At 54.9% G+C, this 25,092-nt stretch carries 22 protein-coding genes; 11 read left to right on the top strand and 11 right to left on the bottom strand.

Translation table 11 applies throughout. The annotated features are described in order from the left end of the window. Positions 1 to 59 precede the first annotated feature (59 nt). Together AC5DDB_RS29280 and AC5DDB_RS29275 are read right to left on the bottom strand one after the other, a co-directional pair. Positions 60 to 728, bottom strand: a complete 669-nt coding sequence (locus tag AC5DDB_RS29280; protein ID WP_491743319.1) for a toxin-antitoxin system YwqK family antitoxin — start codon at positions 726 to 728, stop codon at positions 60 to 62. Next, complete coding sequence (locus AC5DDB_RS29275; protein ID WP_491743318.1) at positions 725 to 1,465, bottom strand: phytanoyl-CoA dioxygenase family protein; 741 nt, start codon at positions 1,463 to 1,465, stop codon at positions 725 to 727. Before AC5DDB_RS29275 ends, AC5DDB_RS29280 begins: the two co-directional genes overlap by 4 nt. A 103-nt stretch (positions 1,466 to 1,568) precedes the next feature. Between AC5DDB_RS29275 and AC5DDB_RS29270 the strand changes: the two genes are divergently transcribed. Both AC5DDB_RS29270 and AC5DDB_RS29265 read left to right on the top strand, forming a co-directional pair. Continuing rightward, positions 1,569 to 3,893 carry an ATP-dependent helicase gene (locus AC5DDB_RS29270; RefSeq protein ID WP_491743317.1) on the top strand — a complete coding sequence of 775 codons (2,325 nt, stop codon included), beginning with the start codon at positions 1,569 to 1,571 and terminating at the stop codon, positions 3,891 to 3,893. 202 nt (positions 3,894 to 4,095) lie between these two features. Next, complete coding sequence (locus tag AC5DDB_RS29265; protein ID WP_491743316.1) at positions 4,096 to 5,118, top strand: PIN/TRAM domain-containing protein; 1,023 nt, start codon at positions 4,096 to 4,098, stop codon at positions 5,116 to 5,118. 130 nt (positions 5,119 to 5,248) lie between these two features. On the opposite strand, the gene AC5DDB_RS29260 is transcribed toward AC5DDB_RS29265, so the two are convergent. The 3 genes from AC5DDB_RS29260 to AC5DDB_RS29250 all read right to left on the bottom strand — a co-directional run bounded on the left by AC5DDB_RS29260 (position 5,249) and on the right by AC5DDB_RS29250 (position 8,939). Continuing rightward, complete coding sequence (locus tag AC5DDB_RS29260) at positions 5,249 to 6,256, bottom strand: DUF1559 domain-containing protein (RefSeq protein WP_491743315.1); 1,008 nt, start codon at positions 6,254 to 6,256, stop codon at positions 5,249 to 5,251. 180 nt (positions 6,257 to 6,436) lie between these two features. Then, positions 6,437 to 7,195, bottom strand: a complete 759-nt coding sequence (locus AC5DDB_RS29255; RefSeq protein WP_491743314.1) for an NAD-dependent epimerase/dehydratase family protein — start codon at positions 7,193 to 7,195, stop codon at positions 6,437 to 6,439. 160 nt (positions 7,196 to 7,355) lie between these two features. After that, entirely contained in the window at positions 7,356 to 8,939 is a 1,584-nt protein-coding gene (locus AC5DDB_RS29250) for a hypothetical protein (protein WP_491743313.1), read from the bottom strand. A 490-nt stretch (positions 8,940 to 9,429) separates the two neighbouring features. Between AC5DDB_RS29250 and AC5DDB_RS29245 the strand changes: the two genes are divergently transcribed. Then, a complete protein-coding gene (locus tag AC5DDB_RS29245; RefSeq protein WP_491743312.1) occupies positions 9,430 to 9,867 on the top strand; it encodes an Hsp20/alpha crystallin family protein in 438 nt (145 codons plus the stop codon). Positions 9,868 to 9,924: 57 nt separating this feature from the next. Next, the gene (locus AC5DDB_RS29240; protein WP_491743311.1) at positions 9,925 to 10,341 is read left to right on the top strand and encodes an Hsp20/alpha crystallin family protein; all 417 of its coding nucleotides are present in this window, start codon (positions 9,925 to 9,927) and stop codon (positions 10,339 to 10,341) included. A gap of 95 nt (positions 10,342 to 10,436) precedes the next feature. On the opposite strand, the gene AC5DDB_RS29235 is transcribed toward AC5DDB_RS29240, so the two are convergent. Continuing rightward, positions 10,437 to 10,991: a class I SAM-dependent methyltransferase gene (locus AC5DDB_RS29235; RefSeq protein WP_491743310.1), complete on the bottom strand. Its 555-nt coding sequence runs from the start codon at positions 10,989 to 10,991 to the stop codon at positions 10,437 to 10,439. A gap of 215 nt (positions 10,992 to 11,206) precedes the next feature. Here AC5DDB_RS29235 and AC5DDB_RS29230 point away from each other — a divergent pair, with 215 nt between their 5' ends. Continuing rightward, complete coding sequence (locus AC5DDB_RS29230) at positions 11,207 to 12,142, top strand: universal stress protein (protein WP_491743309.1); 936 nt, start codon at positions 11,207 to 11,209, stop codon at positions 12,140 to 12,142. A gap of 13 nt (positions 12,143 to 12,155) precedes the next feature. Next, positions 12,156 to 13,349 carry a cysteine desulfurase family protein gene (locus tag AC5DDB_RS29225; protein WP_491743308.1) on the top strand — a complete coding sequence of 398 codons (1,194 nt, stop codon included), beginning with the start codon at positions 12,156 to 12,158 and terminating at the stop codon, positions 13,347 to 13,349. A gap of 37 nt (positions 13,350 to 13,386) precedes the next feature. Here AC5DDB_RS29225 and AC5DDB_RS29220 read toward each other — a convergent pair whose 3' ends face one another. Beyond that, complete coding sequence (locus AC5DDB_RS29220; protein WP_491743307.1) at positions 13,387 to 13,830, bottom strand: hypothetical protein; 444 nt, start codon at positions 13,828 to 13,830, stop codon at positions 13,387 to 13,389. 332 nt (positions 13,831 to 14,162) lie between these two features. Here AC5DDB_RS29220 and AC5DDB_RS29215 point away from each other — a divergent pair, with 332 nt between their 5' ends. Then, positions 14,163 to 14,714, top strand: a complete 552-nt coding sequence (locus AC5DDB_RS29215; RefSeq protein ID WP_491743306.1) for a hypothetical protein — start codon at positions 14,163 to 14,165, stop codon at positions 14,712 to 14,714. An 85-nt stretch (positions 14,715 to 14,799) separates the two neighbouring features. Here AC5DDB_RS29215 and AC5DDB_RS29210 read toward each other — a convergent pair whose 3' ends face one another. The 4 genes from AC5DDB_RS29210 to AC5DDB_RS29195 all read right to left on the bottom strand — a co-directional run bounded on the left by AC5DDB_RS29210 (position 14,800) and on the right by AC5DDB_RS29195 (position 18,794). Further along, a complete protein-coding gene (locus AC5DDB_RS29210; protein ID WP_491743305.1) occupies positions 14,800 to 15,021 on the bottom strand; it encodes a hypothetical protein in 222 nt (73 codons plus the stop codon). A 106-nt stretch (positions 15,022 to 15,127) separates the two neighbouring features. Then, a complete protein-coding gene (locus AC5DDB_RS29205) occupies positions 15,128 to 15,526 on the bottom strand; it encodes a hypothetical protein (RefSeq protein ID WP_491743304.1) in 399 nt (132 codons plus the stop codon). Between the two features lie 234 nt (positions 15,527 to 15,760). Further along, the gene (locus tag AC5DDB_RS29200; RefSeq protein WP_491743303.1) at positions 15,761 to 16,474 is read right to left on the bottom strand and encodes a hypothetical protein; all 714 of its coding nucleotides are present in this window, start codon (positions 16,472 to 16,474) and stop codon (positions 15,761 to 15,763) included. 247 nt (positions 16,475 to 16,721) lie between these two features. Next, entirely contained in the window at positions 16,722 to 18,794 is a 2,073-nt protein-coding gene (locus tag AC5DDB_RS29195) for a type II and III secretion system protein family protein (RefSeq protein WP_491743302.1), read from the bottom strand. Between the two features lie 341 nt (positions 18,795 to 19,135). Between AC5DDB_RS29195 and AC5DDB_RS29190 the strand changes: the two genes are divergently transcribed. The 4 genes from AC5DDB_RS29190 to AC5DDB_RS29175 all read left to right on the top strand — a co-directional run bounded on the left by AC5DDB_RS29190 (position 19,136) and on the right by AC5DDB_RS29175 (position 24,859). After that, on the top strand, positions 19,136 to 19,624 hold the full coding sequence (locus tag AC5DDB_RS29190; protein WP_491743301.1) for a metallophosphoesterase family protein: 489 nt from the start codon (positions 19,136 to 19,138) through the stop codon (positions 19,622 to 19,624). A gap of 223 nt (positions 19,625 to 19,847) precedes the next feature. Then, a complete protein-coding gene (locus AC5DDB_RS29185; protein ID WP_491743300.1) occupies positions 19,848 to 20,543 on the top strand; it encodes a hypothetical protein in 696 nt (231 codons plus the stop codon). 110 nt (positions 20,544 to 20,653) lie between these two features. Beyond that, on the top strand, positions 20,654 to 21,679 hold the full coding sequence (locus tag AC5DDB_RS29180) for a hypothetical protein (protein WP_491743299.1): 1,026 nt from the start codon (positions 20,654 to 20,656) through the stop codon (positions 21,677 to 21,679). A 138-nt stretch (positions 21,680 to 21,817) separates the two neighbouring features. Further along, on the top strand, positions 21,818 to 24,859 hold the full coding sequence (locus tag AC5DDB_RS29175; protein ID WP_491743298.1) for a PSD1 and planctomycete cytochrome C domain-containing protein: 3,042 nt from the start codon (positions 21,818 to 21,820) through the stop codon (positions 24,857 to 24,859). The last annotated feature ends 233 nt before the right edge of the window (positions 24,860 to 25,092 follow it).

The raw sequence follows: 25,092 nt of genomic DNA, 5'->3' as shown, positions 1-25,092 counted from the left end.
AAAATGTGGAACAAAACACCAAACACAACTTGAAACGCAAGACAGTCGCTACTCATACTTTAGGATCGTTGTTCCAAGTATTCTTGGGGTAGTTGCCGATTCGGCAAATTGTCTTCCTCACGAAATGCGATCAGTTGTAGGTCGCTCGCGGAGGCTTTGATGTAGTCGCGTTTACGAACTTGCTTGTTTTTGACGTAGTACTTCGGAAAGCCGCGACGCAAACGCCCCCGCGAATTCCATTCACGCGTGATGCCATGCCACCCGTCGCCGAGAAGGTAGAAGTACTCCTGCCAAACCGTTTTGTTGTCACTGTTCCACCGGCGTGTGTAGCCGATCTCACCGCGTGCGGGCCAATATGCTTCTTCCGAAAGACTTCCGTCTTCGTCACACCACAAATCCAAGCCGACGCCGTCCCGCATGGTATAAGTGATGAGGATTTCACCATCGGGACCGAACTGTTTTGTCGTGCCGTGAGTTTTGCCGTTGCGATACGGTTCGACTGACAACAATCGATCTTTCCCACACCAGCGTAATTCATTGCCGTGCTTGAGACCGTCCTTGATCCCCCATTCCATGTCGACCCAGCCTTCTTCATCCCAAAGTCGTTTGCCCACCACTTCATCGCCGATTAGGTAATGTGCGGATTCCGGCTGCCCGCTTAGGTAGCAGGTTTCGATGACCTCGACGGCGTCAGGCGGAATCGGTGATTTGTAGCGTCGACGTGTCATATCGTTTCGAATCCGTTTGGTGTTGGACATTCGGTGACGTTGGAAACACGCCACGCGAGCGGCGTCGGTAAATCCTTCGTCGCGAATTCGAGGTGGATGACACGGCGTTGGATGGGGTTCGTCATTTTGCGGGATGAATGCAGGATTAGCGGTCGCATGAGTACCAGTCCGCCGATGGGCACGTTGCAACTTTTCGTGGAGCGATCGTCTACGAAGTTCATAATGTCCGCTTGCGGGATGCGGCCGTGTCGGTGAGTTCCCGGTTGCACGCACAGGGCTCCGTTGGTTTCGTCACAAGCGTCTAAGTGGAGTCGGACGGAGAGCATGTGTTCGAGGATTTCCACCGGCGGCTGTACGTGGGGGATGTCGTCTTTGACGGACCATTGCTCGAAACCGGGGATGTCGTGGCGTTCTTGGACGGCGATCGTCAAATCCTGATGCCAAAACACGCCCCAATTGGCGACGGGTGTTTTGTTGAACAGAATCGAACGCGTGAGCCGCAGTGGCGAACCCATGAGCGGTTCTAACAGTCCGCATAGAGCCGACGATTCCGCAAACCGCCAGACTTCGAGCACACGTTCCGCGAGTTGACGGGCCGCGTAGCCGCCGCGTTTGGTGGTTTCCGCTGGCGAAAGTCGGTTCACGGATTCTTGGAGTATTCGCAATTCGTCTTCCGAGAGGATTGGATCAACGATTGCGTAGCCGTCGGCTTCGAGAGATTCAGCGAGCGTCGGCATGGTGTTCTGCGGGCGTGCGGAATAAGGTGGACATGTTCGCCGGTCGGAATTGGCGGACAACTTGCAATTTCATCACATCGAACAACGAAACGAAAGGCGTGGAGTGCCGGACGATCTTTCGGATTTGACTGTTCCGCAACGCAACGCGGTTACGCATCACGAGGGCCCGCTGATGGTGCTCGCCGGTCCCGGGTCGGGGAAGACACGGGTGATTACTCGTCGGATTGCCCACATGATCGAGCATGGCATCGATCCCCGACGGATTTTGGCGATTACCTTCACGAACAAAGCCGCCAACGAAATGGCCGAGCGAGTCGAACGGCTGGCGCCCGGGATGCGGGTGTGGGTCAGCACGTTTCACCGCTTCTGCGCTCGGCTGCTGCGGGAACGGGCGGAGAGCGTTGGGCTGCAGACGAACTTCAGCATCTATGATACCAGCGACCAACAACAAATCGTCCGTCATGCCCTGAACGATTTGGACTTGGACGCCGTCCATTTTTCGCCGTCGCGGGTCCTGCATCGTATTAGTCGAGCCAAGAACGATTTGATCACCGCGGAGAAGTTCGCCCTGGAACACGCGGATGCGGTCGGCACGCATTGGGATGCGGTCGTGGCGAAGGTGTATCCGCTGTATCAGAAGAAGATGCTCGAAGCGAACGCGGTCGATTTCGACGATCTGCTGCTGCATGTCGTGCAAATGTTGACCGACAATCCCGAGTTGCGGGAAGCCTTCGGCGAGCGGTTTCGCTACATTCTCGTGGATGAATATCAGGACACGAACGCCGCTCAATATCAGATCGTGGCGGCTTTGGCGGCGGGGCATCGGAATTTGTGCGTGACGGGGGACCCAGACCAATCCATCTACGGTTGGCGGGGAGCCCGCATCGAGAACATTCTGCGATTCGAGCAAGACTTTCCGAACGCGACCGTCGTCCGTCTCGAACAGAACTTCCGCAGCACCAAAGAGATACTGCTGGCCGCCGACAGCTTGATTGTGCACAACGTTCATCGGAAGGCCAAGGAACTCGTCACCGAGAATCTGCAGGGCGAACCGGTCGAGTTGCTGTACTGTGAGGACGGTCGACAAGAAGCCGAGATGATCGCGAAGACCGTTCGCGAAATCGCAGAGGCGGAGAAACGTCCCTGGTCGGACTTTGCGATTTTCTACCGCGTGAATGCACTCTCGCGGGAATTGGAACAGGCGTTTGCTCGCGAGCGAATTCCGTTGCAAGTGGCGGCGGGTGTCGCGTTCTACGAACGAGCCGAGATCAAAGATACGCTTTCGTATTTGCACTTGGTGCACAACCCGAGCGATACGGTGGCGTTTCGGCGGATCGTCAACAAACCGGCACGTGGATTGGGGAAAACGAGCCTGAACCGACTCATCAACTGGGCCGAACAGCAAGAAACTACGCTTCTCGAAGCGGCGAAACGCGCCAAAGAAGTCCCGCGACTGACCAAACGGGCCATTAAAGCGTTTTATGTGTTCGCCGAGATGATCGAGGAGTTTACAGACCTGGCGGTCGGGCCGGTCGAGAAACTGATGGTGCGGGTTTTGGAGCGAACGAGTTATCTCGATCTTTACCAAGGCAGCGAGAACGAAGACGATCAACAGCGGCTGGCGAACGTGCAGGAGTTACTCACGGCGGCCCGGCAGTACGATCTTTCGATGGGTGAAGAAGGCTCGCTCGAAAACTTTCTGGAAGTGACGAGTTTAGTCAATGAAGTCGATTCGCTCGACGAGTCTTCCGGTGCCGTCACGTTGATGACCTTGCATGCAGCGAAAGGCTTGGAGTTCCCGGTCGCGTTCATCGTGGGAGTCGAGCAGAACTTGTTGCCCCACGAACGCTCCCTGCAAGAAGACAACAACGGACGAGCGATCGAAGAGGAACGCCGGCTGTTTTTTGTCGGCATCACACGGGCGGAAGAGCGATTGTTCCTGACGCATACTCGACAACGGGAATTTCGTGGGCGACGGTTGATGACAATTCGTAGCCAATTTTTGAGCGAAATCGACGTAAAAGAACGTATGCTTGCGGAACAACCGAAACAGTTTCGGTTCGATGATTTCCCCGATGACGAATACTCGCAAGAACCACCCACTGACGAGTTTGCAGAAAGTGCACATGAAGAGATCGTCGAGGAAGCTCAGTCCGAACCGGCTGTGTCTACCTCGTCGAAATCGAAATCCCCGTCGAAAAAGTTGCCGAAGTTGATGACCGGATCGCAGTTGCTAGCCAACAGTTCCGAATCTGAACCGCGATTCACGGTCGGTCAACAAGTGCGACATCCGCAATATGGGCTGGGAACGGTTACAAAAGCGGACGGTGGTGGTCGGTGGGGAAAAGTCACGATCGAATTCGATGACGGCCGAGTGCAGTCCTTCGTGGCAACGAAGTGTCCGTTACAACCGGTCGGAATGGGGTGAAAGTGGACGGGCGGATAGTGATAGTTCGGTTGTAGCATCGTGTTCGGCTCGTCGACGAGCTGGCATCGCGGCGACCAATCAACACACATTGAGATCCTCTGGCAAATTTTGCTTGTTATCTTTATGATCGTAAATTCTATTAAGTCTTAAGTAGGCTTATGGTTGAGTCAAGATCACTCGATTGAATAGGGCAAGTAACACGATGTTATTGTTGTTTGTACGGCTCGTGTTTCTGCTGGCGTGTGCGGGGGCAATTGCGACGTACATCAGCCAAGGTGTGCCACATCCGATTATATCGGAACGTCCGTTCATATGGTTTTTGGTGCTGTTGGCAATCACTCAGTTGGCGACCCTGATCGACCTGCTGATTCCCCGAAAAGATGTCAAAATCATCTCTTCGGTTTATTTCGGCTTGATTATTGGGTTCATCCTCAGCGTGCTGCTTATGCAAGCATTGGCACCGTTACTGGGAGGAGACGTCCGAGCCGAAGCCTTGGTCACCATGCTCGCCACGCTGATGATTCCGTATGTCTGCGTGACGCTGTTACTGCAAACTCGGGACAATTTCCGGTTTGTGATTCCTTACGTGGAATTCTCGCGTGAACTCAAAGGCGGTAAACCATTGATTCTCGATTCTTCCGCCTTGATTGACGGTCGAATTGCCGACGTGATGGATACAAAAATCCTCGACTCTCAACTGGTCGTGCCCGATTTCATTCTGCACGAGATTCAAGAGATTGCTGACAGTAACGACAAACAACGCCGTACACGCGGACGTCGCGGTTTGGACGTGCTCAGTAAACTGCAGAATAGCCCGCACGTCGATGTGAAGATGCTCGATGCCCACGAGTCCGGTGATTCCACCGGGCCGGTCGATCAGCGTTTGATTGCACTTTCGAAGCAAAATGGCGGACGTGTTGTCACCAATGATTACAACCTGAATAAAGTTGCGAGCTTGCAAGGTGTGGACGTGATCAATCTCAATGATCTGTCGAACGCACTGAAGCCGCGATATATTCCCGGTGAGCGGTTGCAGATCAAAGTCATCAAAGAGGGCGAATCACAGGGGCAAGGCGTCGGATATCTGGACGACGGCACAATGGTCGTTTGTGAAAACGCCTCGAATATGGTGGGCAAAGAAATCGGTGTGATCGTCACCAGTGTGTTGCAGTCGAGCGCCGGCCGAATGATTTTTGGACGTCAGGTGCATTCGGTCGATCACTGATCCATCAATAAGAAAACGCCTGCCGATTATCTTCGACGGGCGTTTCTTTGTGTTGATGTGTCGCAAAATCTGGTGAGTTTGGCTCGTCTCAGCTTCAAACCATGAGGGACATAGACGACCGGAACCGCGTCTAGTATTCCCCGATGACTTGGCCATCGTTGCGGGCTCCGAGGTTTCGCCAAGTCTGCAAGTTGATCGATTCGCTCACCGATCGAGTGGAACCATCCATCAGCAAGACCTGAACGATTCCCGGGTGGTAACTGCGGGAGGTGACCGCCGCTCTCACTGCACTACCGCAGCTTTTGTCTTCCCGGCAACTTGTGTAATCGATGTCGTACGAGTTCGATCCATCGGTGTGGGGAACGACGGTGTTCGGTGTGAAGGTCGTCGTGAATCCGGTTTGGTGAACGCGACCATCAACCCATTCGGTGTGGCCGGTATCGACTTTGAAAGAACCGCCGAGGCTGCTGATGGTGCTCGGATCGGTCGGCACAGCGGCCGGTCCACTTCCGCCATCTCGCAGGTACGGGGTGAAGGCTTTGACTTCAGCGAGACCGATTGTGTTCGAGGTTCCATCGGTGAAGTCTCGTGGCCGCGTCGAGCTGTTCGGGAAGAATGCACCGTCTCCGCCTTGTCCGGTGGCGGGATCGTAGACCTGCCAAGTTCCTCCGTTGAACCCGTAGCAAACTGGGTAATGAATCGCGGTTCCACTGGAATCCGTCCGTTGACGGTCACCAGGATCACTCGGGCAGATGAGCACATCGACTCGTTGAGGAGCCACGGTTCCCGCGTTTGTTCCCGCATCGTAAGGAATCGTGAAGTCGATGTTATTGAACAAGTTGCCTTGCTCCAAGAACGGCAACGCTCGGGCTTGCATGGACCATTCACCGCCGGTGCCATCGACTCCGTCAACGCAAAAGCTGGGTGGGAAAGCGTTTGCGGTGTCCAAGTAGTTGTGGAGAGCCAAGCCGAGTTGCTTCAGATTGTTCTTGCACTGGGTACGACGGGCCGCCTCACGGGCTTGCTGAACGGCCGGGAGCAGAAGTGCGATCAAAATTGCGATAATCGCAATCACAACGAGAAGTTCGATCAACGTGAAACCGCGTGTCAGACGACGCAGTTGGACCGGACGAGGCATGACCTGACTCCAATAATCGGATGCTACTGGTTGATGGAATCCAGGGGACGCATGGCGGCGGCTAGCGAACCGGAATCGCTTACACTGAGACTCAGTCTCACTTAAGGTGTGACAGCATAGCCGATGAGAGATATGAGTCAATGCAGCCAAAGAATTTATTTCGCATCCGAGGCGACGCAGCTAATCGGCTAACGGCTCTCGCTCACTGCCCAGAACGCAGCCGAGGTCTTCCAGGCGGATTTCCGGCCGATAGCCGATCACGGACTCTGCGCGAGAGAGATCCCAGCGTCGGCGGGAACTTTCGCCGACGAGCGTAATAAGTTCGAACGAACCTGGCGGGATTTGGGCACGAAGTGCCAGTTCGTACGCCCGCATGAGTTCGGGGATCGCAATCCATTGCGGGCGGATTGGCTGTGAGTACAGCATTGGGTCATCGAGTTCGACCGGCTTCGCGATTCGCAATCCGAGGATACTCATCTCCCACTGTCGAGCCGCCTCTGCACAGGTTGCTTCCGCAAGCATTTTCGTGATCGCGTAAGTCCCGACCGGTCTCGCGGACGCATCACCGGCGACCCATTCCGGTGGTTCGTAGCCCCAAACGACCATAATGCTACTGGTGTGAATGACCCGTTTCACACCGGCATCGGCGGCGGCTTTCAGCACATTGAATGTGCCGCGGACATGCACATCAAAGCGGATTTGGTTGAAGGCATCGTCTTCGAGGCTCCCCTCGAGTCCTGAGGCCATCGCCAAGTGCAAGACGGCATCGACACCTTCCATCGCGGAACGAACGGAGTTCGGCTGAGTGATGTCACAAGGAACCCAACGGGGATCGTCGAGGGGTTGAATGTCTCCCAGACGCAGTTCGAATTTGTCCGAAAGCGACCGAATAACATGCTGGCCCACAAAACCGGCGGCACCAGTAACTAGGACCCGCATCGTCGACCTCACTCAGGCATCTTAGACCATAACCGCGACGGTTTCTGATAAATCACGCTCACGCAGTTGCAGTCCGTTTCTATCGGATTCTGTCTCGTGAAAGTGCGGCACAGCATCGGATTTTACACACTCTCCACGGACACGAAAGACTGCCCTATGTCTAAGCCGCATTGTCTTGACGCTGAGCCTCCCGGTACGCCTTGCGAATCTTTCGCTTTTGGCTTTTGCTCAACCCCCGCAACATATCATCGGTGAGTGGTTTATTCGGGTCAAACAGTTCACCACCGGCGATTCGGAGTTGTTCGGTTGGCTGGGTCTGTGGCTGTGAACGCTGCGTTGGTTGATCTTGATTCTCAGAAGATGATTTCGTCGCAGCTGGTTCCGGTTCTTTTTGTCGGTTGGCTTTCGGTTCGGTGACTTTGGGGACTGGTTGCGGTTCTGCCTCTTTCGTTACAGGAGCGGGCTTGCAGGTCGCTTTGGCCTTTTTTGCGTCTTCATCTGCTTTGGCTTTCGCTTCCTTCTCGGCTTCTCGAGCGGCTTTCGCGTTGGCTTTGGCTTCTTCTTTGGCTGCGAGTGCGTCTTGACGGGATTGTTCTTTGGCGGCAGCTTTGTCAGCTTTGGCCTGGTCCGCAGCCGCTTTCCCGTCCGCCTTTGCTTGTTCAGCGGCGGCTTTCTGTTCGGCTTTTACGCGTTCTTTCTCCGCAAGACGATCTGCCTTCGCTTGGCGTTGCTGCTCTCGCTTGGCCTCTCGTTCTGCTCGCTGTTGCTCGCGACGTGCCTTTCGCTGGGCCCACCAACTTTGGGGGGCGTCGTCGTCGTTCGAGTCCGTGGTTTTCTTCTCGGCCCGTTTCTCCGCTCGGGCTTTGATGAGAACTTCAGGAGGGTCGGTTGAAACGTGGAGAACGTGTCGGGCGTGATGTAGCATCGAGCCAAAAACAGCCCAACCGGCTACGACGAAGGCAACGGATTCCGCAAGAACTTTTGCCTTGGACTCGATCGGCCATGCCCACAGGTCGAATTTCCAACCAATCGACGCTAGACAAGCCGTCACCGCGAGGAGGAAAAGTGCCGTACTTGTCCGTGAAGCCCGCATGTCGCGAAGCATGCGGACGAATACCGGCACACTGAATCCCGCTAACGGAACCAGCCAACACCACGTCGCGCGGTTCGGAAACTGCGCGGCCCAGAGTCGGCAAACGATTTGGCTCCACACCAGATGAGCCTGGGAAATCGCGACGCACCCGAGCAGGAAGAACGTAGCCGACGCCCACAACCAAACGCGGAAACTCCCGTTGAAATCGTTCGGGCTGCGAGAACGAATCCAATAGATGAAGATCGCAGTCTCGGCAGCCAGGAACAAGCAGCCCGCGCAGAGCAAACTGGGTAGGCGTCCCGACTGCAAGTCGATCAGGCGGAATACATTGGGGCCGTATTTGACAGCCTCGGGGCTGATTTTAATCGCTCCCCACAGGACGCCCGCATTAACTGCGAACACTCCCATGATCACGGCCCATATCTTCCATTGACGGTGGGAAATGATTTTCCGCAATGGGAAGTGGGTAATCTGGAGGTGTGGTTCCTCGTCCAGTTGTGCTGGCGTTGTCTGCCGAGATTGTCTGGTAGTCGATTTGACCTCTTCACCGGCTTCAGTCGCCAAACGGCGGCGACGGCGGTCGTCGAGCGAACGAGATCCGGCAAAACGTGCAGACATAATCAAGACCAAGTCGGCGTAGAGAAGCGACAAGATGGGAAGCCTGTTCCTAGTTTCGACCATCTTCATTGTCGAGTCCGTGCTCCTGTCAACCGCCCGGTACAGCTTCCCTAACTAGGATGACAAATCGCTTCGCTCCAACATGCGTAACCGACGGTTATTCACCAGTGTTTGTCAATATGACATGGCCGACAGAAAGGAATGCTTTGAGGTGCCAAAATGGCAGTTTTGCTGAGGTTTTGGTACTGTGTATTGACTGCCTTTTTGTCTTTTCTATCAGTTTACTAAGTTTTGTGTTTTTACGTAAGTGCAATAAATAAGTTTGTTTGCGGTACTTTTAGCGTGATTTTTTGTGTTTGTTGTGATGAGTTGGTACGAGACGTGCTTTGTCCCTGTGGCGTTGGACGAAAACGGAGTTGAAACCACCATCCCAGCGATGGTTTCACCTGATGGAGTCTAAGTTAATCAATCAGTGTCAATTTGGCAGTTTTGGTGTTGGCACCTTAAATACAGGAGTGATGCAATGACCAGTCGAACTCAAAAATTTGACTTATGGCAAGATTTTGGACAGCTTCATGAGGAAATGTCCCGATTGTTCAGTCGGAATATTGGCGATGTCTTTCAGCGTCCGGCAACATTTCCGCTGGTGAATGTGCGGTACAACGATGACGAAGTCGTGTTGACCGCCGAAGTTCCCGGATTGGAACCGGAAGATTTGGATATCACCGTGACTCGCGATCATGTGACGTTGAAAGGCACACGGAAAGCGGAAGACCTGCAAGAGGGCGAAACATTCTTCCGCCAAGAACGCGGCAAGACCGAATTCGAACGTATGGTGAAATGGCCGGTGGAGGTCGATCCGCAATCGCATGATGCCAAATTAGCCAACGGCATTCTCACGCTGCGGTTGCCCCGCCCCGCGGAACTCAAACCGCAGAAAATCAGCATTCTAGCAGGCTGATTGATTGGTCTTCCCAAGTCGATTTCAACATCAACTGACAATCAGGAGGCAATATCCATGAGCGAGAATACCATGATTACGACCGAAAATGGCGGAACGCAGACAGCCAATGAAGTTGCATGTGTCCCCAACAAATCGGAGACCCCCGTGTTCCGTCCCTACGTTGATATCATCGAGTCCAACGAAGCGATCACGTTGACCGCCGATATGCCGGGCGTCGATGAAAACCACGTCGATCTGTCGATCGAAAATGACGTGCTGACCATACGCGGCACGGTGACTCCCCCGGATTGGTCCGGTTACGAGAAAGGGTACTCCGAGTATCGTGTGGGCAACTACGAACGGGCGTTCCAGCTGTCGAACCAAATTGATCGCAGCGGAATCGAAGCGAAAGTCCGCCAGGGCGTGCTTCGTATTCGACTTCCAAAAGCCCAACATGCCCAGACTCAGCGAGTCACCGTGCAAGCGGGTTGATGATGTCTTGAGAGTGGGTTCGAAGTGGTGAGATAAGCTTCAGGCCTCGGATCGTTTCGGCGATTCGAGGCTTTTTCTATTTAATATGACATCCGTTATGGCCGCGTGTTTCGCTGAAAGAGAAAGACGGTTTTGTCGATCGTTTCCAATCGGGCGGACCAGTGATCGGCTAACCAATCGAATGTTTCCCGGTCATAGAACATCACATGTGTGGGTTCGGTTTTGTAATGCCAACTTGCGAACTTCTCCGAGGGGGGAAGTGGGCTGGTCATGATGGCTAACCATCCGCCAGGTTTGAGTCGGTTCCACAACCGGTCGAGTTCGAATCGTGGCTGGTGAAGATGTTCGACGACTTCGGTGGCGGTGATGAAGTCGTACTGAGATTCCAGCATGGTTTCGTCGGGCATGAATGCCGGGTCGTAGTTCTCGACGCGAAACCCAGCCTCGGCAAACATGACAGACAATGTCGGACCGGGACCACAACCGAAATCCAAACCGACCGCGTTCGGCGACAGTCGCTCGATCAGAGGAATGAATAACCGACTCAGGAATCGTCGGTAATTGGGATCGGCGGGGTTGTTTTCATGTTGTCGGTAGTGGCCGCGTTCTTCCGAAATCGGCAGGAACTCGGTTGGCGGAACGAAAACCATGCGACAACAACGACAGCGTCGATACGAGCGTTGCGAGTCGGAATGGAAGGCGAGCGCTCCGTGGGATCGGCAGAGCGGACAGATGTGGTTAACGGGTTCGATATGATCTGCAATCAATTCCACTGAGGCGGATCTTTCTCGCGAGAAGGCCAGGAAGTGGTTAAAATGTTTCTAGCATGACAGGCCGTTTCAATTCTCATGGAAGCACTTCATCCATGCATCATATCAACAAAATCTTGGTCGGCGTCGACGTCTTTAAGGGCTCGGAGATTTCTTTCGCCGGGCTGAGTGAGCCCAATCGAAATGCAGTCGAACGGGCGACTTCGTTGGCGAGTCTCACCGGTGCTTCGTTGGTTTTTGCGGCCGCGATTGACGTGGCGGGGCCGGCGAAGAACGAATTCGAAGCCGACGGCACGAGTGCCAAAGTGCTCACGTTGTTGAAGGAACTCGAAGCGTATGCCACTGAAGCGGGAGTTTCCGCGACATCGGAGATGGTCTTCGGGAAAGCGGCGATTGAATTGACGCGACTCGCGGTGGAAGGGGAAGCGAGTGTGCTCATTGTCGGTTCTCGAAATGCCAGTCGGGCATCACGACTGCTTTTCGGAAGCACGGCGATGAAGTTGCTGCGGTACTGCCCGTGTCCTGTGTGGGTGTCGAAGCCGGGGGCGGATTGGTCGGACGTCGAAATTCTGGTCGCTAGCGATCTCAAGGATGGATCGGCTGAAGTCTTGGAGATCGGTGTGGCGGCAGCGATGTTGGTCGATGCGAAACTGCGAATCGTACATGCTTGCGAACACGACTTGGAACGTCGCATGGCACATGTCGGTGTCAAAGACGCCCACCTTCAGGAGTTGCGAGAGAAAGACTGCAAAGCCGCCGAGCAAATGCTCCACGAGCAACTGTCTCATACGGATTACCGCACATTGGCCAAGGGCGTGCAAATTGACATTTGCCAATCAGACACGGAGAACGCGATTCTCGATCGGATCGAGGAACATGAGATCGACTTGCTTGTCATGGGGACGGTGGGCCGATCCGGTGTGCGTGGGATTTTAGTGGGGAACACGGCGGAGCGGTTGTTGCCTCAGATTTCTTGTTCGATCCTCGCGGTCAAACCGGCCGACTTCGAGTGCCCGCTGAAGTGGACGTGATCGATCGTTGACGATGACCGAGTTGCCAATTTATCTGGACAATCACGCGACGACCCGCACCGATCCGCGGGTCGTCTCTGTGATGTCGCCATTTTGGACAGAACACTTCGGCAACGCGGGGAGTGGTCAACATCGGTTCGGGCAGATGGCGGCGGAAGCGGTCGAGAACGCCCGCCAGCAGCTTGCAGATTCTTGGCACGCTTCGGCTGACGAAATTCACTTCACAAGCGGTGCAACCGAAGCGAACAATTTGGCGTTGAAGGGAATCTTCGCGGGAAATACGCGTGGTTCGCGAGGGCATTTGATTATCTCTGCTGCCGAACATCGGGCGATTCTCGATCCTGCCAAGCGTTTGCGACGAATGGGCGTGGATGTCACGATCTTGTCGGTGGATGAGTTCGGGCGTGTCGATCCGTTGCAAGTCGCGGATGCCATTCGAGCCGACACCAAACTGGTTTCAATCATTTGGGCCAGTAACGAAGTAGGCTCATTGAACGATGTGACGACCATCGGACAGATTTGTCGAGAACACGGGGTGTGGTTCCATACGGATGCGGTGCAGGCGGTCGGCAAGATTCCGGTCGATCTGCGTTCGTTGCCGATCGATTTGCTAAGTTGTTCCGCACACAAACTCTATGGCCCCCCAGGGATTGGGGCGTTGTTCGTGCGACGACACCCGCAACGAGTGCGTTTGACTCCGCTCCTCGATGGCGGCGGTCAGGAAGGCCAACTCCGCAGTGGAACAGTGCCGGTGCCATTGGTCGTGGGGTTCGGCGAAGCGGTCCGGATTGCAACTCAGGAGATGTCGGCGGAAACGTCGCGCATACGCGGGCTGCGTGATCGATTATGGTCCCGCTTGCAAGCGGCGTGCGATTCGCTGGTGTGGAATGGACACCCCACGGAGCGGTTGGCGGGGAATCTGAATTTCAGTGTGCCCGGTGTCGATGGAACCGCGTTGCTGGCGGGATTGACCGATGTGGCGGTCAGTTCGGGATCGGCTTGTACGTCTCGTGAACCAGAGCCATCTCATGTGTTGCGAGCGATGGGGCGAAGTGACGAATTGAGTCGGGCAAGCCTGCGAATTGGGATCGGTCGCTTCAATACTGAGTCCGAAATCGACGCCGCTGCGGATCATATCGCGACGGTCATCTCTCGTTTGCGGACCCACCAACGAAATCACACCGAATCCCGTGACATTCACGAGTAATTCGGTGTGACGACAGCTACCAAGTTGGATCGACGAATTATGGTCGATACGGAGCCGGCATCGGGGCTTGATAACCGGCCGGTGCGTAACTTTGGCTGGTAGCTGGTGCGTGTGATCCCAATTCGGCATTCGTCGCGGGAGCCATGGTTGCGGGAGCGTGGTAGCGATGCCAAAACTGCTGGGAATAGGGCATCTGCGGTTGCATCCCCCAACCGGCTGCGGTCTGCGATTGCGAGAGCACATGCTTGTAGTTGTACGGACGAAAAGCCGAGTATCCGCCGTAAGCGGGGATCTCTTGGAAGTATCCGTGCAACCACGGTTCTTGGGCATCGAAGGGATACAATTGCCCGCCGAAACCGGCACCATCGAAATAACCGAACTCACTGACACGGCCGTTCGAAACTGGACCGTAGCCAGGGGTTTCGTAAATTGGATCGGCTGAGAACGCCAACGAAGCGGCGACGACGAGACTGCTGATCATGTTCCGACTCCCAACCGAATAACCATTGTCTTTCGAACTGGCAAGACGAGAACCACGGAACACACGCCCATGGCAACGGAATCTCGCCTCTATCAATGTTATCGGTTTCCTCCGGCAACAAACTCCGGTTTCCGTTAGAAAAATTTCGGACGAACCGACCGTTATTGTCGGAACATGAGACCGTTGAATTTCGGAAACCTTCGTCGACGATGGGGATTCTTATCAAGCATTCCCGTGAGAAGTGTATAGTCATTCGAGAGGATCGGATTGTGGCACATTCTCGTTCCCTCTGATGCACATCAATGAGTTACTTCGAGTCGACAGGGCATCTTATGCGTAATTTGACACGATTTTTGGCCGGTGGTGTTCTTGCAGCGACGTGCTGCGGCTCGCTGGCAGCACAGGATATCCTGCAATTGCAGCTTCCTGATCCGCCAGTTCCGACAATCGACCGCACGTTGCCGGATAGTCCGATACCGTTGGTCGACAACAACGACGGCGACGGCATTCCCGAGAGCACCGATGCCCCACCGATCACGCGGAAACGATATGGATCGGTTTTGACGAACGGCAGCTACCAACCGGTTCTGGTTCCCGCTGAGCCGACTCCGGCGAAGTATTATCAGCCCGGTGGTCGCAACGGCGTTCCTGGTTCGCCTTACTATTACACCGCTGAGGGACAAGACGGTCCGCTGTATACGGTCCACGATCGTCAAGGTGTGCCGTGGGGCATCAATCACAGTGCCTACGAATACCATTTCGGCCCCGGACATTACCGCAATGCCGAAGGCGGACACTACCGCTTCCCTTATTACACTTACCGGGCACCGTGGTACTTCCCCGGTCATCCGATCTACAACCGCTACACCAATCTACCTTGGTAATCCTTCGGGATTCTTGAGCGTGAGCGAAATCCGCGTCGGGCCTATGCCCTTCGCGGATTTTTTGCGTTTGTATCCCCAATGTTTGCTACCAAGTCATCACTATTTCGCCTCGCATCATGCTTTCAATCTCGGTCATGGGGCGGAAGAATGTGTTCATCCATTCGTAGGAAACACGCTGGGTGTGAATGGTTGTGCCGACGAAAGGAAAGTCTTCGCAACGTTCATACTCCGTCAGCGTCAAATAACTTCCCACATAGATCGCAAGTAAGACTACCAGGGTCAATGTCGCAGTCTGAAAGAGTTTCATCGCGTTCCCTCCTTGCTGCTCATGATGCCGCACCCACAGGCGCATGAAAAAACCCTGCCTCTTCAAAAAAGCAGGGTTTCCAATGATTTCGGCAATGGCTTTGGGGCTAGTCGTCGTAATCGTATTCGACGCTGTAGTAGCCGTTGCGGAATTTGTATTCGATTTCCAATTCACCGCGACCGTAGTGTGGACCGTAGCCGTAACCCCAGTAGGCAGGAGGGGCGTAGTAGCTGTGGTGATAGACAGGAGCAGCCGGTGCGTAGTAAGTCGTTACCGGAGCAGCGTAGGTCACGGGAGCGGTGTAATACGTCGGAGCCGCGTAGACCGGGGCTGAGTAGTACGCCGGTGCGTATCCGTAGCCGTAGGCGGGGTAGCTATGGCCGATTCCGAATCCCACGCCAGCGTGGAAGTAGACACCGGCTTCGGCTTCGTTTTCTTGCATGAGTGAGGTTGCGCATGCTGCGATCAGCAACGCGAACCCCAGAACAAAGGCACTACGTTTCATCGGTTGATAACTCCTGCTGTTTGCGAGAGACACTTCGGTGGGTCGGAACATACCAGGCTCACGGCGATGGTTAGCGCGCGAGGTTAGGGCATTCAGATAAAATATACTGTCCGTTCCAAGCCCTTGTCCAGCAGGAGTTCGGGAATCTTTCGAGTTTCACCAAAGGAAGAAAGACGGCATGGAACGAATGTGTTCCACGCCGTCTCTGAAGCTGTCCATTTTCGGATCTTCGGGTTAGAAGCCGAATCCGCCGCCGCCGCCGAATCCGCCACCACCACCAAACCCGCCGCCGAATCCGCCGTTGTTGATTCCGCCACCGAATCCGCCACGAGTGTAGATCGTGCGATAGTAGTCGATTTCAGCTTCGGAGGAATTTCGGGTCTGGCCGTAATTCGGGGAGACGAACACGCGTTGGTTCGCATCGGGGTTGCCCATGTGGGTTAACACTTGAGCCACGATTTGCCGACGGTGTGCGTCCAATTCCGGGTCGGAGTTATGTTCCGAACGTTCCACAATGACCGGAAACGGTGCACTTCGCATCCGAGCGGCAATTTCCATGATGTGATCTTTCCCGGCCGGCGACAGCTCGGCGGTTTTGCCGATGAAGTCGTTACGGTGCAGGATGAAGTCGGTGGCTTCACCGTTGGTTTGCATCGTGTGATAGTGGGCCCGCACGACGCTGCCGAGCGGCTGCCGATCAGGAATGGCGAGGTTCGGAGCACACCCATGCAGGAAGGCCATGCAACTTCCGTCGCAAAGTGCCGAGTGGCTGTGAGGGCCGCCACCCCCTGCTCCTGGTGGACAGGAACCATCTTGGCAACCACCGGACTGGCAAGATGCTGTGTCTGCGCAGTTCCGTTTGCCAAAGATGCCGCCACAGCCGGCGAGCATCGGGACGGTGACCAGCAGCGTCCCCCAGAGGATTGTTTTGAAGCTATGCTGAGTCATGACTTACCTTGCGGTTAGTAATCCGTCACATGGTCCGCGGGGGGACCGTCCCGTTCCTTGGGTTCACAAACCGTTATCGGCGAAATGATCGCGAAGATTGATTCTTCTGTGAAAACGGTCTTGATTCGACCATCACGAACCGAGGGAAAACGGGGCGATGACAGTGTGTCGGCCGGTCATTCTCGGTTCCTCGAAAACACTGGCAACGAGCGGGAAATACCAATCGTTGGCCAGTGTCGATCGACTATTACTGGCCTCGCAATCGGCCCCACAGTCCACCGGTTTTCTTGGGTGCTGCTTCATACCCCGTCGGCACAATGGCACCGGGATAGCTGTTGGCCGAAACACCCGGTGTGGAGGGCATTGTTGCCGGAGGACCAAATGATCCATTGTTGTTCGACGGGTAACTCGGTTGGTTTGGCTGAGTCGGTTGCGTCGGATACGCTGCCGGTCCGTTGTTCATGCTCGGAGCCGGTTGCTGTTGAGCACCATAGGTGTTCGTAGGAGCCGGCGAATACATAGCTGCCGCCGGAGCCGGATTGTACAACCGATAAGGCACATTGATGCCATGATTGCTATCGGTCCCCAACGGTGGAACTTGATAGACGCCCTGGTCCGGAATTCCTTCGGTCATGCCGAGTTCACACAGTTCCCAACGGCTCGGCCAAGTCACGTCGTAACCGGGCACTGGCGGAACTTCGTCCGCGTCCATCGGTCGGACGATTTCCGGAGTCACAAGGACCAGCAATTCCGTTTCATCCTGCGAGGCTTGCTTGGCAGCAAATAACTTCGCACCGATGTAAGGGATTTCGCCCAAGAACGGAATTCGGCTGACTTCGGTGGTTGTCTCGCTGAGAATCAAACCCGCCAAGGCGATTGTTTGACCTTCACGAAGTTCCACGGTGGTTTGCACACGTCGAGAGTTCAATCCGGGAATGCCACCGACGGCCAAACCTTGGTTGGCTTGACTGAACTCCGGCACAATTCGCATGCGGATCAAGTCGCGATCGACGACGGTCGGTGTCACGATGACCGAAGTTCCGAATCCACGGAAACTCGTCGTTTGACCGGCTGCTCCACCGACACCCACAATCGTCGGCACCGCGAATTCTGCACCCGAGAGAAAACTCGCTGAGTGTCCGCTAAGTACCGTCAACACAGGTTCGGAGAGAACTTTGGCTGTGCCGTTCGATTCCAACCAGTTCAACAAAACCGAGACTTCACCGTTCGAGAAAATCCCGGACAGGTTCGCCGGATTTCCAGCGACCGTACTGGTGACGGTGTGAGCGGCATTGTTGAAGATGTAGTTGAGATCGATTCCCATCCGCCGCAATTGCGAGCGTGAGAGTTCGGCGATTCGCACCCGGAGCATCACCTGTTGTTCGCCAGGCACTTCGAGCATGTTGACGATCAACGACGACAACCGATCGGCCCCGAAGTTTCCGTTGAATCCGAGACCCAAGGCGTTGTTGTTCGGATCGTAGATCCCACCTGGTTGTGGCCCGTTGAGTTGGCCGTCTTGATTGATCAACTCGCCACGGATGATTTGCAAAATCCGCGCGGCTTCCTCGGCATTTCGAGCCTGGCCTTTGACGAGAATCTTGTACGACAGCGGAATCAGGTAGACTTTGCTATCGGGGAACAGGATTTGAAGTTTTCGTTCGAGCCGACCGTAATCGATTCGCTTTTGATCTTCGATGTCCGGATCGCGAATCACGGTGACTTCGTAGATCAAGGGGTTCTGTTCGCCCTCGAACCAGAACATCAGATTCGTTTTACCGCGTTCGGTTCCGATGACCGAAAGTTCCGTCGGGCTGTATTGCACGACGTCGATCACGCTGGGATCCGCAATGGCAACTTTGCTGACTCGTTTGCGAGTCACAATCAGTTGGCTGCGGTGGTTGATGATTTCCAACTCTTCCTGCGGCTTCGGCATGGCCGCAATTTCCGGCGGAAGAGGCTTTTGCGGAGCCGCCTGGCTTTGTGCCAATTGAATCGCCACATCCGCGGCGTGTGGCATTTGTTCTTGATCGAACTGTGTCGTGTCCGATGCGGGGCCGATGATCAACGGTTGTGGTGTGGCCAACCCGCGTGGCATCGGTGCCATTTGTGGTCCCGCTTGCACCTGTTGGTAAGACCCCGGTGGGCCGTAAACAGGATTATAAGGAGCCGACATGTTCGGTGCTTGCGCCATTGCAAGGCCACTGAGTGCGACAGGGCCCGAGAGAGCGGCAAGCAAAAGCCGTTTTCCGATCTGTCGCATTTTGCGCTGTCCGGTGTAATTTGAACCGAACGTGTTCCAGCCGTGTAAGCACCTCATGGACTGCCACTCCTTCGGTCTCAGAAACCGACACCCACAGCTTCGCTCGCTGTTTCCGGATGTCTCTTGGGATCAGGTCGAATTGCGCTGTTTGGAACTCGACCGAGCTTTACAGCGAGCTATGACTTGTTGAATGTATCGGTTATGCAAGTTGCTCGGGTTGAATCACAACTGCGAGAAAATCTTGATATAACGAATAATTCCTTGGAATCTTTCATGTTCTGAGGGCAGACAAACAGATGCCACCATGTCTGATATTGGTGCGGTTTTCGCGAGGAAACGTTGCAAAATGCGCTAAGTGAACAACCAGAACCAGATGGGTCTTCAGAAGTTATGTTGAGATGAAAATTGGTATTGTGTCGGATACACATAATCACTTCGATCGCACGCAAGCAGCGATGGATATTTTTCGAGTTCACGGTGTCGAAGCGGTGTTTCATTGCGGCGATTTGGCCACGTCGGAGATTCTTGTGGCCTGCTCGGTGCTACCGTGTTACTTCGTTTTCGGAAACCATGACGCCGACGAAGTGCCCTATCTGACCCGAACCGCCCAAGACGTGGGGGCCACGTGTTTGGCTTGGGGAGGCGAAGTCGAACTTGCAGGCCGACGAATCGCCATGACGCACGGGCATCTGCGATCCGACTTGCAACCTCTTCTCGCTGCCCAACCAGAGTTTCTCTTGACCGGCCATTCCCACACGCCCGGCGATTGGATGGAAGGCCCGACCCGACGAATTAATCCCGGAGCGTTGTTCCGCGCGTCCAAGTTTACGGTCGCCACGTTGGATTTACGGACGGACGAGTTGCAATTCCTCAGTATTCCGCGCTAAAGAAAAATCAACCACTCGTTTCCGATTGGCACGCGGTTAGAATTGAGAACCGTTTACGTCTTGTTAATAGAGGACGTTCTGCCAACGTCCGTTGAGATACTGCGCGAGGCCAAACATGGTCGGATGGTCCAATACGAATCGATGCCAACTGCTCGTCTTGTGGACAGGTGTTGCTTGTTTTGCAGGCACTTTAATCGGTTGCTCGGATTCCGAATCAGAGCAAGTGACACAACCTGTTGTCGAGGATTCGGTTACGACTAACGCCACGCCCTCGGATTCCGTGGGTAATTCGGGTACGGAATCTGCACCGGAACCACCGGAAACGAGCGAACCTCCGAAACCAAGACTGCCCGAATTGCCGCCAAAGTTGCCTTCCACGCAAGACTTGGCAGCTGAGGAGCTCAAAAAGTTAGGGGCGGAAGTCACATTCAATAAAAACGGCGATGTCGACAAAGTCGATTTCCGATCGTTGCCCGTCACAGACGAGCACTTGAAACTTTTAGAACCGTTTTTCCTGCTCGCGGACCTAAACCTATCAGAATCAAAGGTTTCCGACGCAGGGCTGAAATATCTGGAACAATTCGATTATTTGCGGCGTCTCGCTTTGTACGGAACCTTGGTGACGAACCAGGGTTTATCTTCATTGGAGAAGCTGCCACGGTTGGAACATCTCTGTCTCGATGAGACATCCGTGAGCGATGAGGGACTATCACATCTCTCGTCCTTGGATCGGTTGGAGGTGTTGCACTTGGCAACGACCGGCAAGATCACCGGCAACGGTTTGAAATCGCTCTATCCTCTAGAGCAACTTGAGGTTTTGAAAATTGATACAGCCTCCATCGAACAGTCGTCGATGGACGAATTGCAGAAGAAACTTCCAAACGTCGAAATCCAGGCGGCAAGTGCACCGGAAAGTTAATCACGACGATAGCCGAGCGAAAACAGATCTTGACGCATGAGCGAACATTGATACCGTAAGGAGTGGCCCACCCCGGGTCGTACTCCCATTTTTCTGTAGGAGTCGAATCGATGCCGAAACGTCTTATCGGAACTCTCTCCGCGGCAACTATGTTGATGGCCACAGCCGCATTTGCTGCTGGCGACCAGCATTTCGCTCCGCCAGCGGCCCAACGACTCCAAGAGCAAACCCTGCAGTGGGTGGAAGCTCGGCAAGCGACTCCGGAACTTCGTGAACAAATTCAGGATCTCTGGGCGAATACCGAGTTGAGTTCCTCGACGGCTCGGTTTGACCAAGTCGTGCGGACGTTCGCGTTGGTCGATCCCGTCTCGCAAAAATTCGTCGACGATTGCCGATTGATCGATGCCCCGCTTGCTCCGCCGGAGTTCATCTCGGTGGACTCGCAAGATGAATTCTACACCAACACCATGCGTCTGTATTACGGCCGTTACTTGGCTCAACGTCGGATGTACGACGAAGCGTTGGAGCAGTTTACGCAACTCGACCCCGCCACCGTCATCGACCCTGCCACGCTACTATTCTACAAGACCGTGGCCGAACATGAGTTGATGCTCAAAGACGACGGCTTGAAATCGGCAGAGTTGCTGCTCAGTCACACCGAAGACGTGCCCGTGCGATATTCGTCGGTCGCGAAGTTGATGCAGTTCGAACTCGAAAAACTCCGCAAAGACACGCTCGACGAAGTTGCCAAAATGATGAGCGACGTCGAACGGCGTTTGGACTTGGCTCGGGCCGGTCGCAAAGTCCAAAAACGGGAAGCGGAAATCATCGCCGCCTTGGATTACCTGATCGAGAAAGCCGAAAAAAGCGGAGCCTGCAGCGGAGAATGCCCCTGCGACGGTCTCGGCGGTAAGTCGAATCAGTCCAACAGCCCTGCGAAAGATAGCTCTGTCAAAGGTAGCACTGCCCCCGGCGATGCCGACGAAAAACGCGTCGCCCAACAATCCGGCTGGGGCACACTCCCTGAGAAAGAACAAGCCGCGGCCAAACAGTACATGGACAAAAACTTCCCGCCACACTACCGCAAAGCGATGGAAGAATACTTCAAACGTCTGGCCGAACGCAAAAAGAACTAAGCCGGGCCGTATGACGCGGAACTAACGACACGAGTGAAAACCACGGGAGCCAAACTGGTTTCCGTGGTTTCTCTTGCGCTGGCGCGATAAGATCAACGTTTGATGATGGGATGGCTCGCAAGAGAATTGGAACACACCATGTTTCGCAGTTTGATCTTCGCTGTTGTATTCACATGCACTTTGAAAAGCTTTGCGGCGGATGCGGTCGACTACACGAAACACGTCAAACCGATTCTTGCAAAGCATTGCGTGATGTGTCATGGACCGGATGAATCGGAATCCGGGTTGCGGGTCGATGCTGGTCAATTGATGTTGGACGGCGGAGACCGCGGACCGGCGATCGTGCCTGGCAAAAGCCAAGAGAGTTTGTTGTATCAGGCTCTTGTTGGTGAAGGTGAGGAAGACGTCACCGCGATGCCTTTGGATTCCGATCCCCTCTCGAAAAAAGAAATCGAGATCATCAAGAAGTGGATCGATGCGGGTGCTGCGTTCCCGGACGATGAGAAAGTCTCGCAGAACAAGTCTGCGACAAAACACTGGTCATTCCAACCGGTCACGCGTCCGCAGGTTCCGGTCGTCAAGCAAGCCGACTGGTGTCGCACGCCGATTGATCGATTCGTGCTTCATCAGTTAGAGCAAACGAATCAACAGCCGGCCCCACTTGCGGATCGTCGCACGCTGATTCGGCGATTGAGTCTGGACCTGCGGGGGTTGCCACCGAGTTGGGTGGAAGTCGAAGAGTTCCTCGCCGACCGTTCGCCGAACGCGTATGAAAGCCTAGTCGATCGCATGCTTGCCTCGCCGCAGTATGGCGAACGCTGGGGACGACATTGGCTGGATGTGGCACGGTATGCGGACTCGCACGGTTTCACTATCGATGGTGCTCGCGAAATCTGGTTGTATCGCGATTGGGTCATCAACGCGTTCAATGCCGACAAACCGTTCGACGAATTTACCATCGCCCAACTGGCGGGTGACTTACTTCCGAACGCAACGATTGACGACCAAATCGCCACCGGGTTTCATCGCAACACGCTGGTGAATCAGGAAGGTGGCACCGATGCGGAACAATTCCGTGTTGATGCTGTTGCCGATCGTGTCGACACCACCGGGGCGGCGTGGATGGGACTAACGCTGGGGTGCGCCCGCTGTCATCAACACAAGTTCGATCCGATTTCCCAGCGGAACTACTACGAGCTGTTCGCGATTTTCAACAACCAAGACGAACCCACCTTGAAAGTTCCCACAGCCGAGCAAACCGCGACGCTGAACCAACTCCGAAGTGATCTCGCGAAAGCAGGAGCCAAGCTCAGCGAGCACGACCAACAAACGCGGTCAGGTTTTCAAGCATGGCTTGATCGCTTGCAAAATCGCATGGATCAAACCGCCACGTGGTCCATTCTGGATCCGAGTTCCTACAAGACAACCAACGGTTCTACCCTTGCACCTCAAGATAACAAAGCTCTGTTCGTTGATTTTAGCGGGCCGGACAAAGACACGTTTGTCGTCGCTGCAACATCGCCGGTCACAAAACCGACTGCCATTCGATTGGAGACGCTCACGCATCCCAGCTTGCCAAAGAACGGACCGGGCCGCGCGGGAAATGGGAATTTCGTCTTGAACGAAATTGAAGTCTTTGCGGTGGATGCTCAAGGGAAACGTCGGCAACTTCGTTTGGCGGACGCGATTGCCGATCACTCGCAGTCCGGGTACCCGGTCATCGATGCCATCGACGGCGACAAGCAGAAAACCGGTTGGGCGATCAACGTCCAACGTGGCAATCCGAACGTGCCTCGGGAAGCGGTCTTTTTCTTAGCGGAACCGGTTGAGTTTGCAGACGGTGAGACGCTGGAAGTTCAACTGCATCAGAATCACGGTTCCCGGTACGTGCTCGGACATTTCCGTTTGGCCATCACCGATGCCCCGACGGACTCGCTGCGGATTCCCGCGTCGGTGCGGAAGATTCTCGCTAAAGCGGGGGCTGACCGGAGCAAAGCCGAGACCGATCAACTGGTCGCAACCTACCAGAACGCAGATGCCGACCGGAAACCGCTGGCTGCTCGAGTCGATACGTTGAAACGCGAACTGGAAGACTTGGAAAAGGCGGTTCCGACGACGATGGTGCTCCGTGAACGCAAGACACCACGCGAGACGTTCATTCACATCCGTGGCGATTTTCTCCGTCACGGCGACCGTGTCTACCCGGATGTGCCCGATGTGCTTCCACCAATCGAAAGTGAAGGCACGCCGAATCGGTTGGACTTCGCCCGGTGGCTGGTTGATCCCGCCAACCCGTTGACCGCCCGTGTGACTGTCAATCGGATTTGGCAACGTTATTTCGGTTGGGGATTGGTCGAGACCGAGAACGACTTCGGACGCCAAGGTGCGAAACCGTCGCACCCAGAACTCTTGGATTGGTTGGCGTCCGAGTTTGTGAGGCAACAATGGTCTTTGAAATCGTTGCATCGTTTGATCGTGACTTCGGCGGTGTATCGGCAATCATCACGAATCACAGATGAGAATTGGCAACGTGACCCGCGGAATCGGCAGTTGGCTCGCCAAAGTCGGATGCGGTTGGAGGCGGAAGCCATTCGCGATGTGGCATTGGCGATCAGCGGCCAACTCTCTACGGAGATGAATGGCCCGAGCGTCCACCCGCCGCAACCGCAGGGCATTTATGTGCTGACTCAGCAGAAGAAACCCTGGAACACCGAGACTGATGGCGACCGTTACCGACGGGGACTTTACACGTACTTCTGGCGGTCGAGACCGTACCCCATGTTGATGACGTTCGACGCCGCCGATGGCATCACAACTTGCACTCGCCGTGTTCGCTCGAACACGCCGTTGCAATCCCTCACGCTGGCGAACGACATTGCCTTCCACGAACTAGCACAAGCCTTCGCGGTGCGAATTCTCACCAAAGCGCCGTCATACGTCGAAGGCCGTCTGCAATACGCCTTCCGCACAGCGTTGTCACGCGAACCGAGTGAAGCCGAATTGACAACGCTGACGGAATTCTATGAAAGCGAACACGCTCGGTTCGAAGCCGACCCCACCGCCGCAACCGCCGCCGCTCCGTCGGACATGCCCAGCGAAACCACCGAAGTTGAGGCCGCCGCCTGGACTGCCGTCGCCCGCGTGCTGATCAACCTCGACGAATTCATTACCCGAGAATAGATTTTGTAGCGTGCGTGTAGCTAGGAATTTGCATCTGCGAGATCGTGAATAACACAACCATTTACAGTAAAAGAAGTTGTGTGCCACTGCTAGCTTGCGTAGCAGTGCGAGTCACCAGTTGACCGCGAGTCGCTGAAAACACTGCTGGACAAGCCAGCAGTGCAGGAAATTGCATCGATTTAGCGTCGTGGGTGGCATGCCCACGGTTTTACGTGGGCATGATTGGACATTCA

Source organism: Thalassoroseus sp. (assembly GCF_984380535.1).
The sequence above is the reverse complement of the archived record's forward strand: the minus strand, read 5'-3'. Positions and strand labels throughout refer to the sequence as shown.

Coding starts and splice junctions, on each gene's coding strand:
- AC5DDB_RS29210 (WP_491743305.1), bottom strand. CDS start 15,021: ATGAAACTCTTTCAGACTGCGACATTGACCCTGGTAGTCTTACTTGCG.
- AC5DDB_RS29275 (WP_491743318.1), bottom strand. CDS start 1,465: ATGCCGACGCTCGCTGAATCTCTCGAAGCCGACGGCTACGCAATCGTT.
- AC5DDB_RS29245 (WP_491743312.1), top strand. CDS start 9,430: ATGACCAGTCGAACTCAAAAATTTGACTTATGGCAAGATTTTGGACAG.
- AC5DDB_RS29255 (WP_491743314.1), bottom strand. CDS start 7,195: ATGCGGGTCCTAGTTACTGGTGCCGCCGGTTTTGTGGGCCAGCATGTT.
- AC5DDB_RS29190 (WP_491743301.1), top strand. CDS start 19,136: ATGAAAATTGGTATTGTGTCGGATACACATAATCACTTCGATCGCACG.
- AC5DDB_RS29180 (WP_491743299.1), top strand. CDS start 20,654: ATGCCGAAACGTCTTATCGGAACTCTCTCCGCGGCAACTATGTTGATG.
- AC5DDB_RS29230 (WP_491743309.1), top strand. CDS start 11,207: ATGCATCATATCAACAAAATCTTGGTCGGCGTCGACGTCTTTAAGGGC.
- AC5DDB_RS29260 (WP_491743315.1), bottom strand. CDS start 6,256: ATGCCTCGTCCGGTCCAACTGCGTCGTCTGACACGCGGTTTCACGTTG.
- AC5DDB_RS29225 (WP_491743308.1), top strand. CDS start 12,156: ATGACCGAGTTGCCAATTTATCTGGACAATCACGCGACGACCCGCACC.
- AC5DDB_RS29195 (WP_491743302.1), bottom strand. CDS start 18,794: ATGAGGTGCTTACACGGCTGGAACACGTTCGGTTCAAATTACACCGGA.
- AC5DDB_RS29205 (WP_491743304.1), bottom strand. CDS start 15,526: ATGAAACGTAGTGCCTTTGTTCTGGGGTTCGCGTTGCTGATCGCAGCA.
- AC5DDB_RS29265 (WP_491743316.1), top strand. CDS start 4,096: ATGTTATTGTTGTTTGTACGGCTCGTGTTTCTGCTGGCGTGTGCGGGG.
- AC5DDB_RS29220 (WP_491743307.1), bottom strand. CDS start 13,830: ATGATCAGCAGTCTCGTCGTCGCCGCTTCGTTGGCGTTCTCAGCCGAT.
- AC5DDB_RS29280 (WP_491743319.1), bottom strand. CDS start 728: ATGACACGTCGACGCTACAAATCACCGATTCCGCCTGACGCCGTCGAG.
- AC5DDB_RS29235 (WP_491743310.1), bottom strand. CDS start 10,991: ATGGTTTTCGTTCCGCCAACCGAGTTCCTGCCGATTTCGGAAGAACGC.
- AC5DDB_RS29175 (WP_491743298.1), top strand. CDS start 21,818: ATGTTTCGCAGTTTGATCTTCGCTGTTGTATTCACATGCACTTTGAAA.
- AC5DDB_RS29215 (WP_491743306.1), top strand. CDS start 14,163: ATGCGTAATTTGACACGATTTTTGGCCGGTGGTGTTCTTGCAGCGACG.
- AC5DDB_RS29240 (WP_491743311.1), top strand. CDS start 9,925: ATGAGCGAGAATACCATGATTACGACCGAAAATGGCGGAACGCAGACA.
- AC5DDB_RS29200 (WP_491743303.1), bottom strand. CDS start 16,474: ATGACTCAGCATAGCTTCAAAACAATCCTCTGGGGGACGCTGCTGGTC.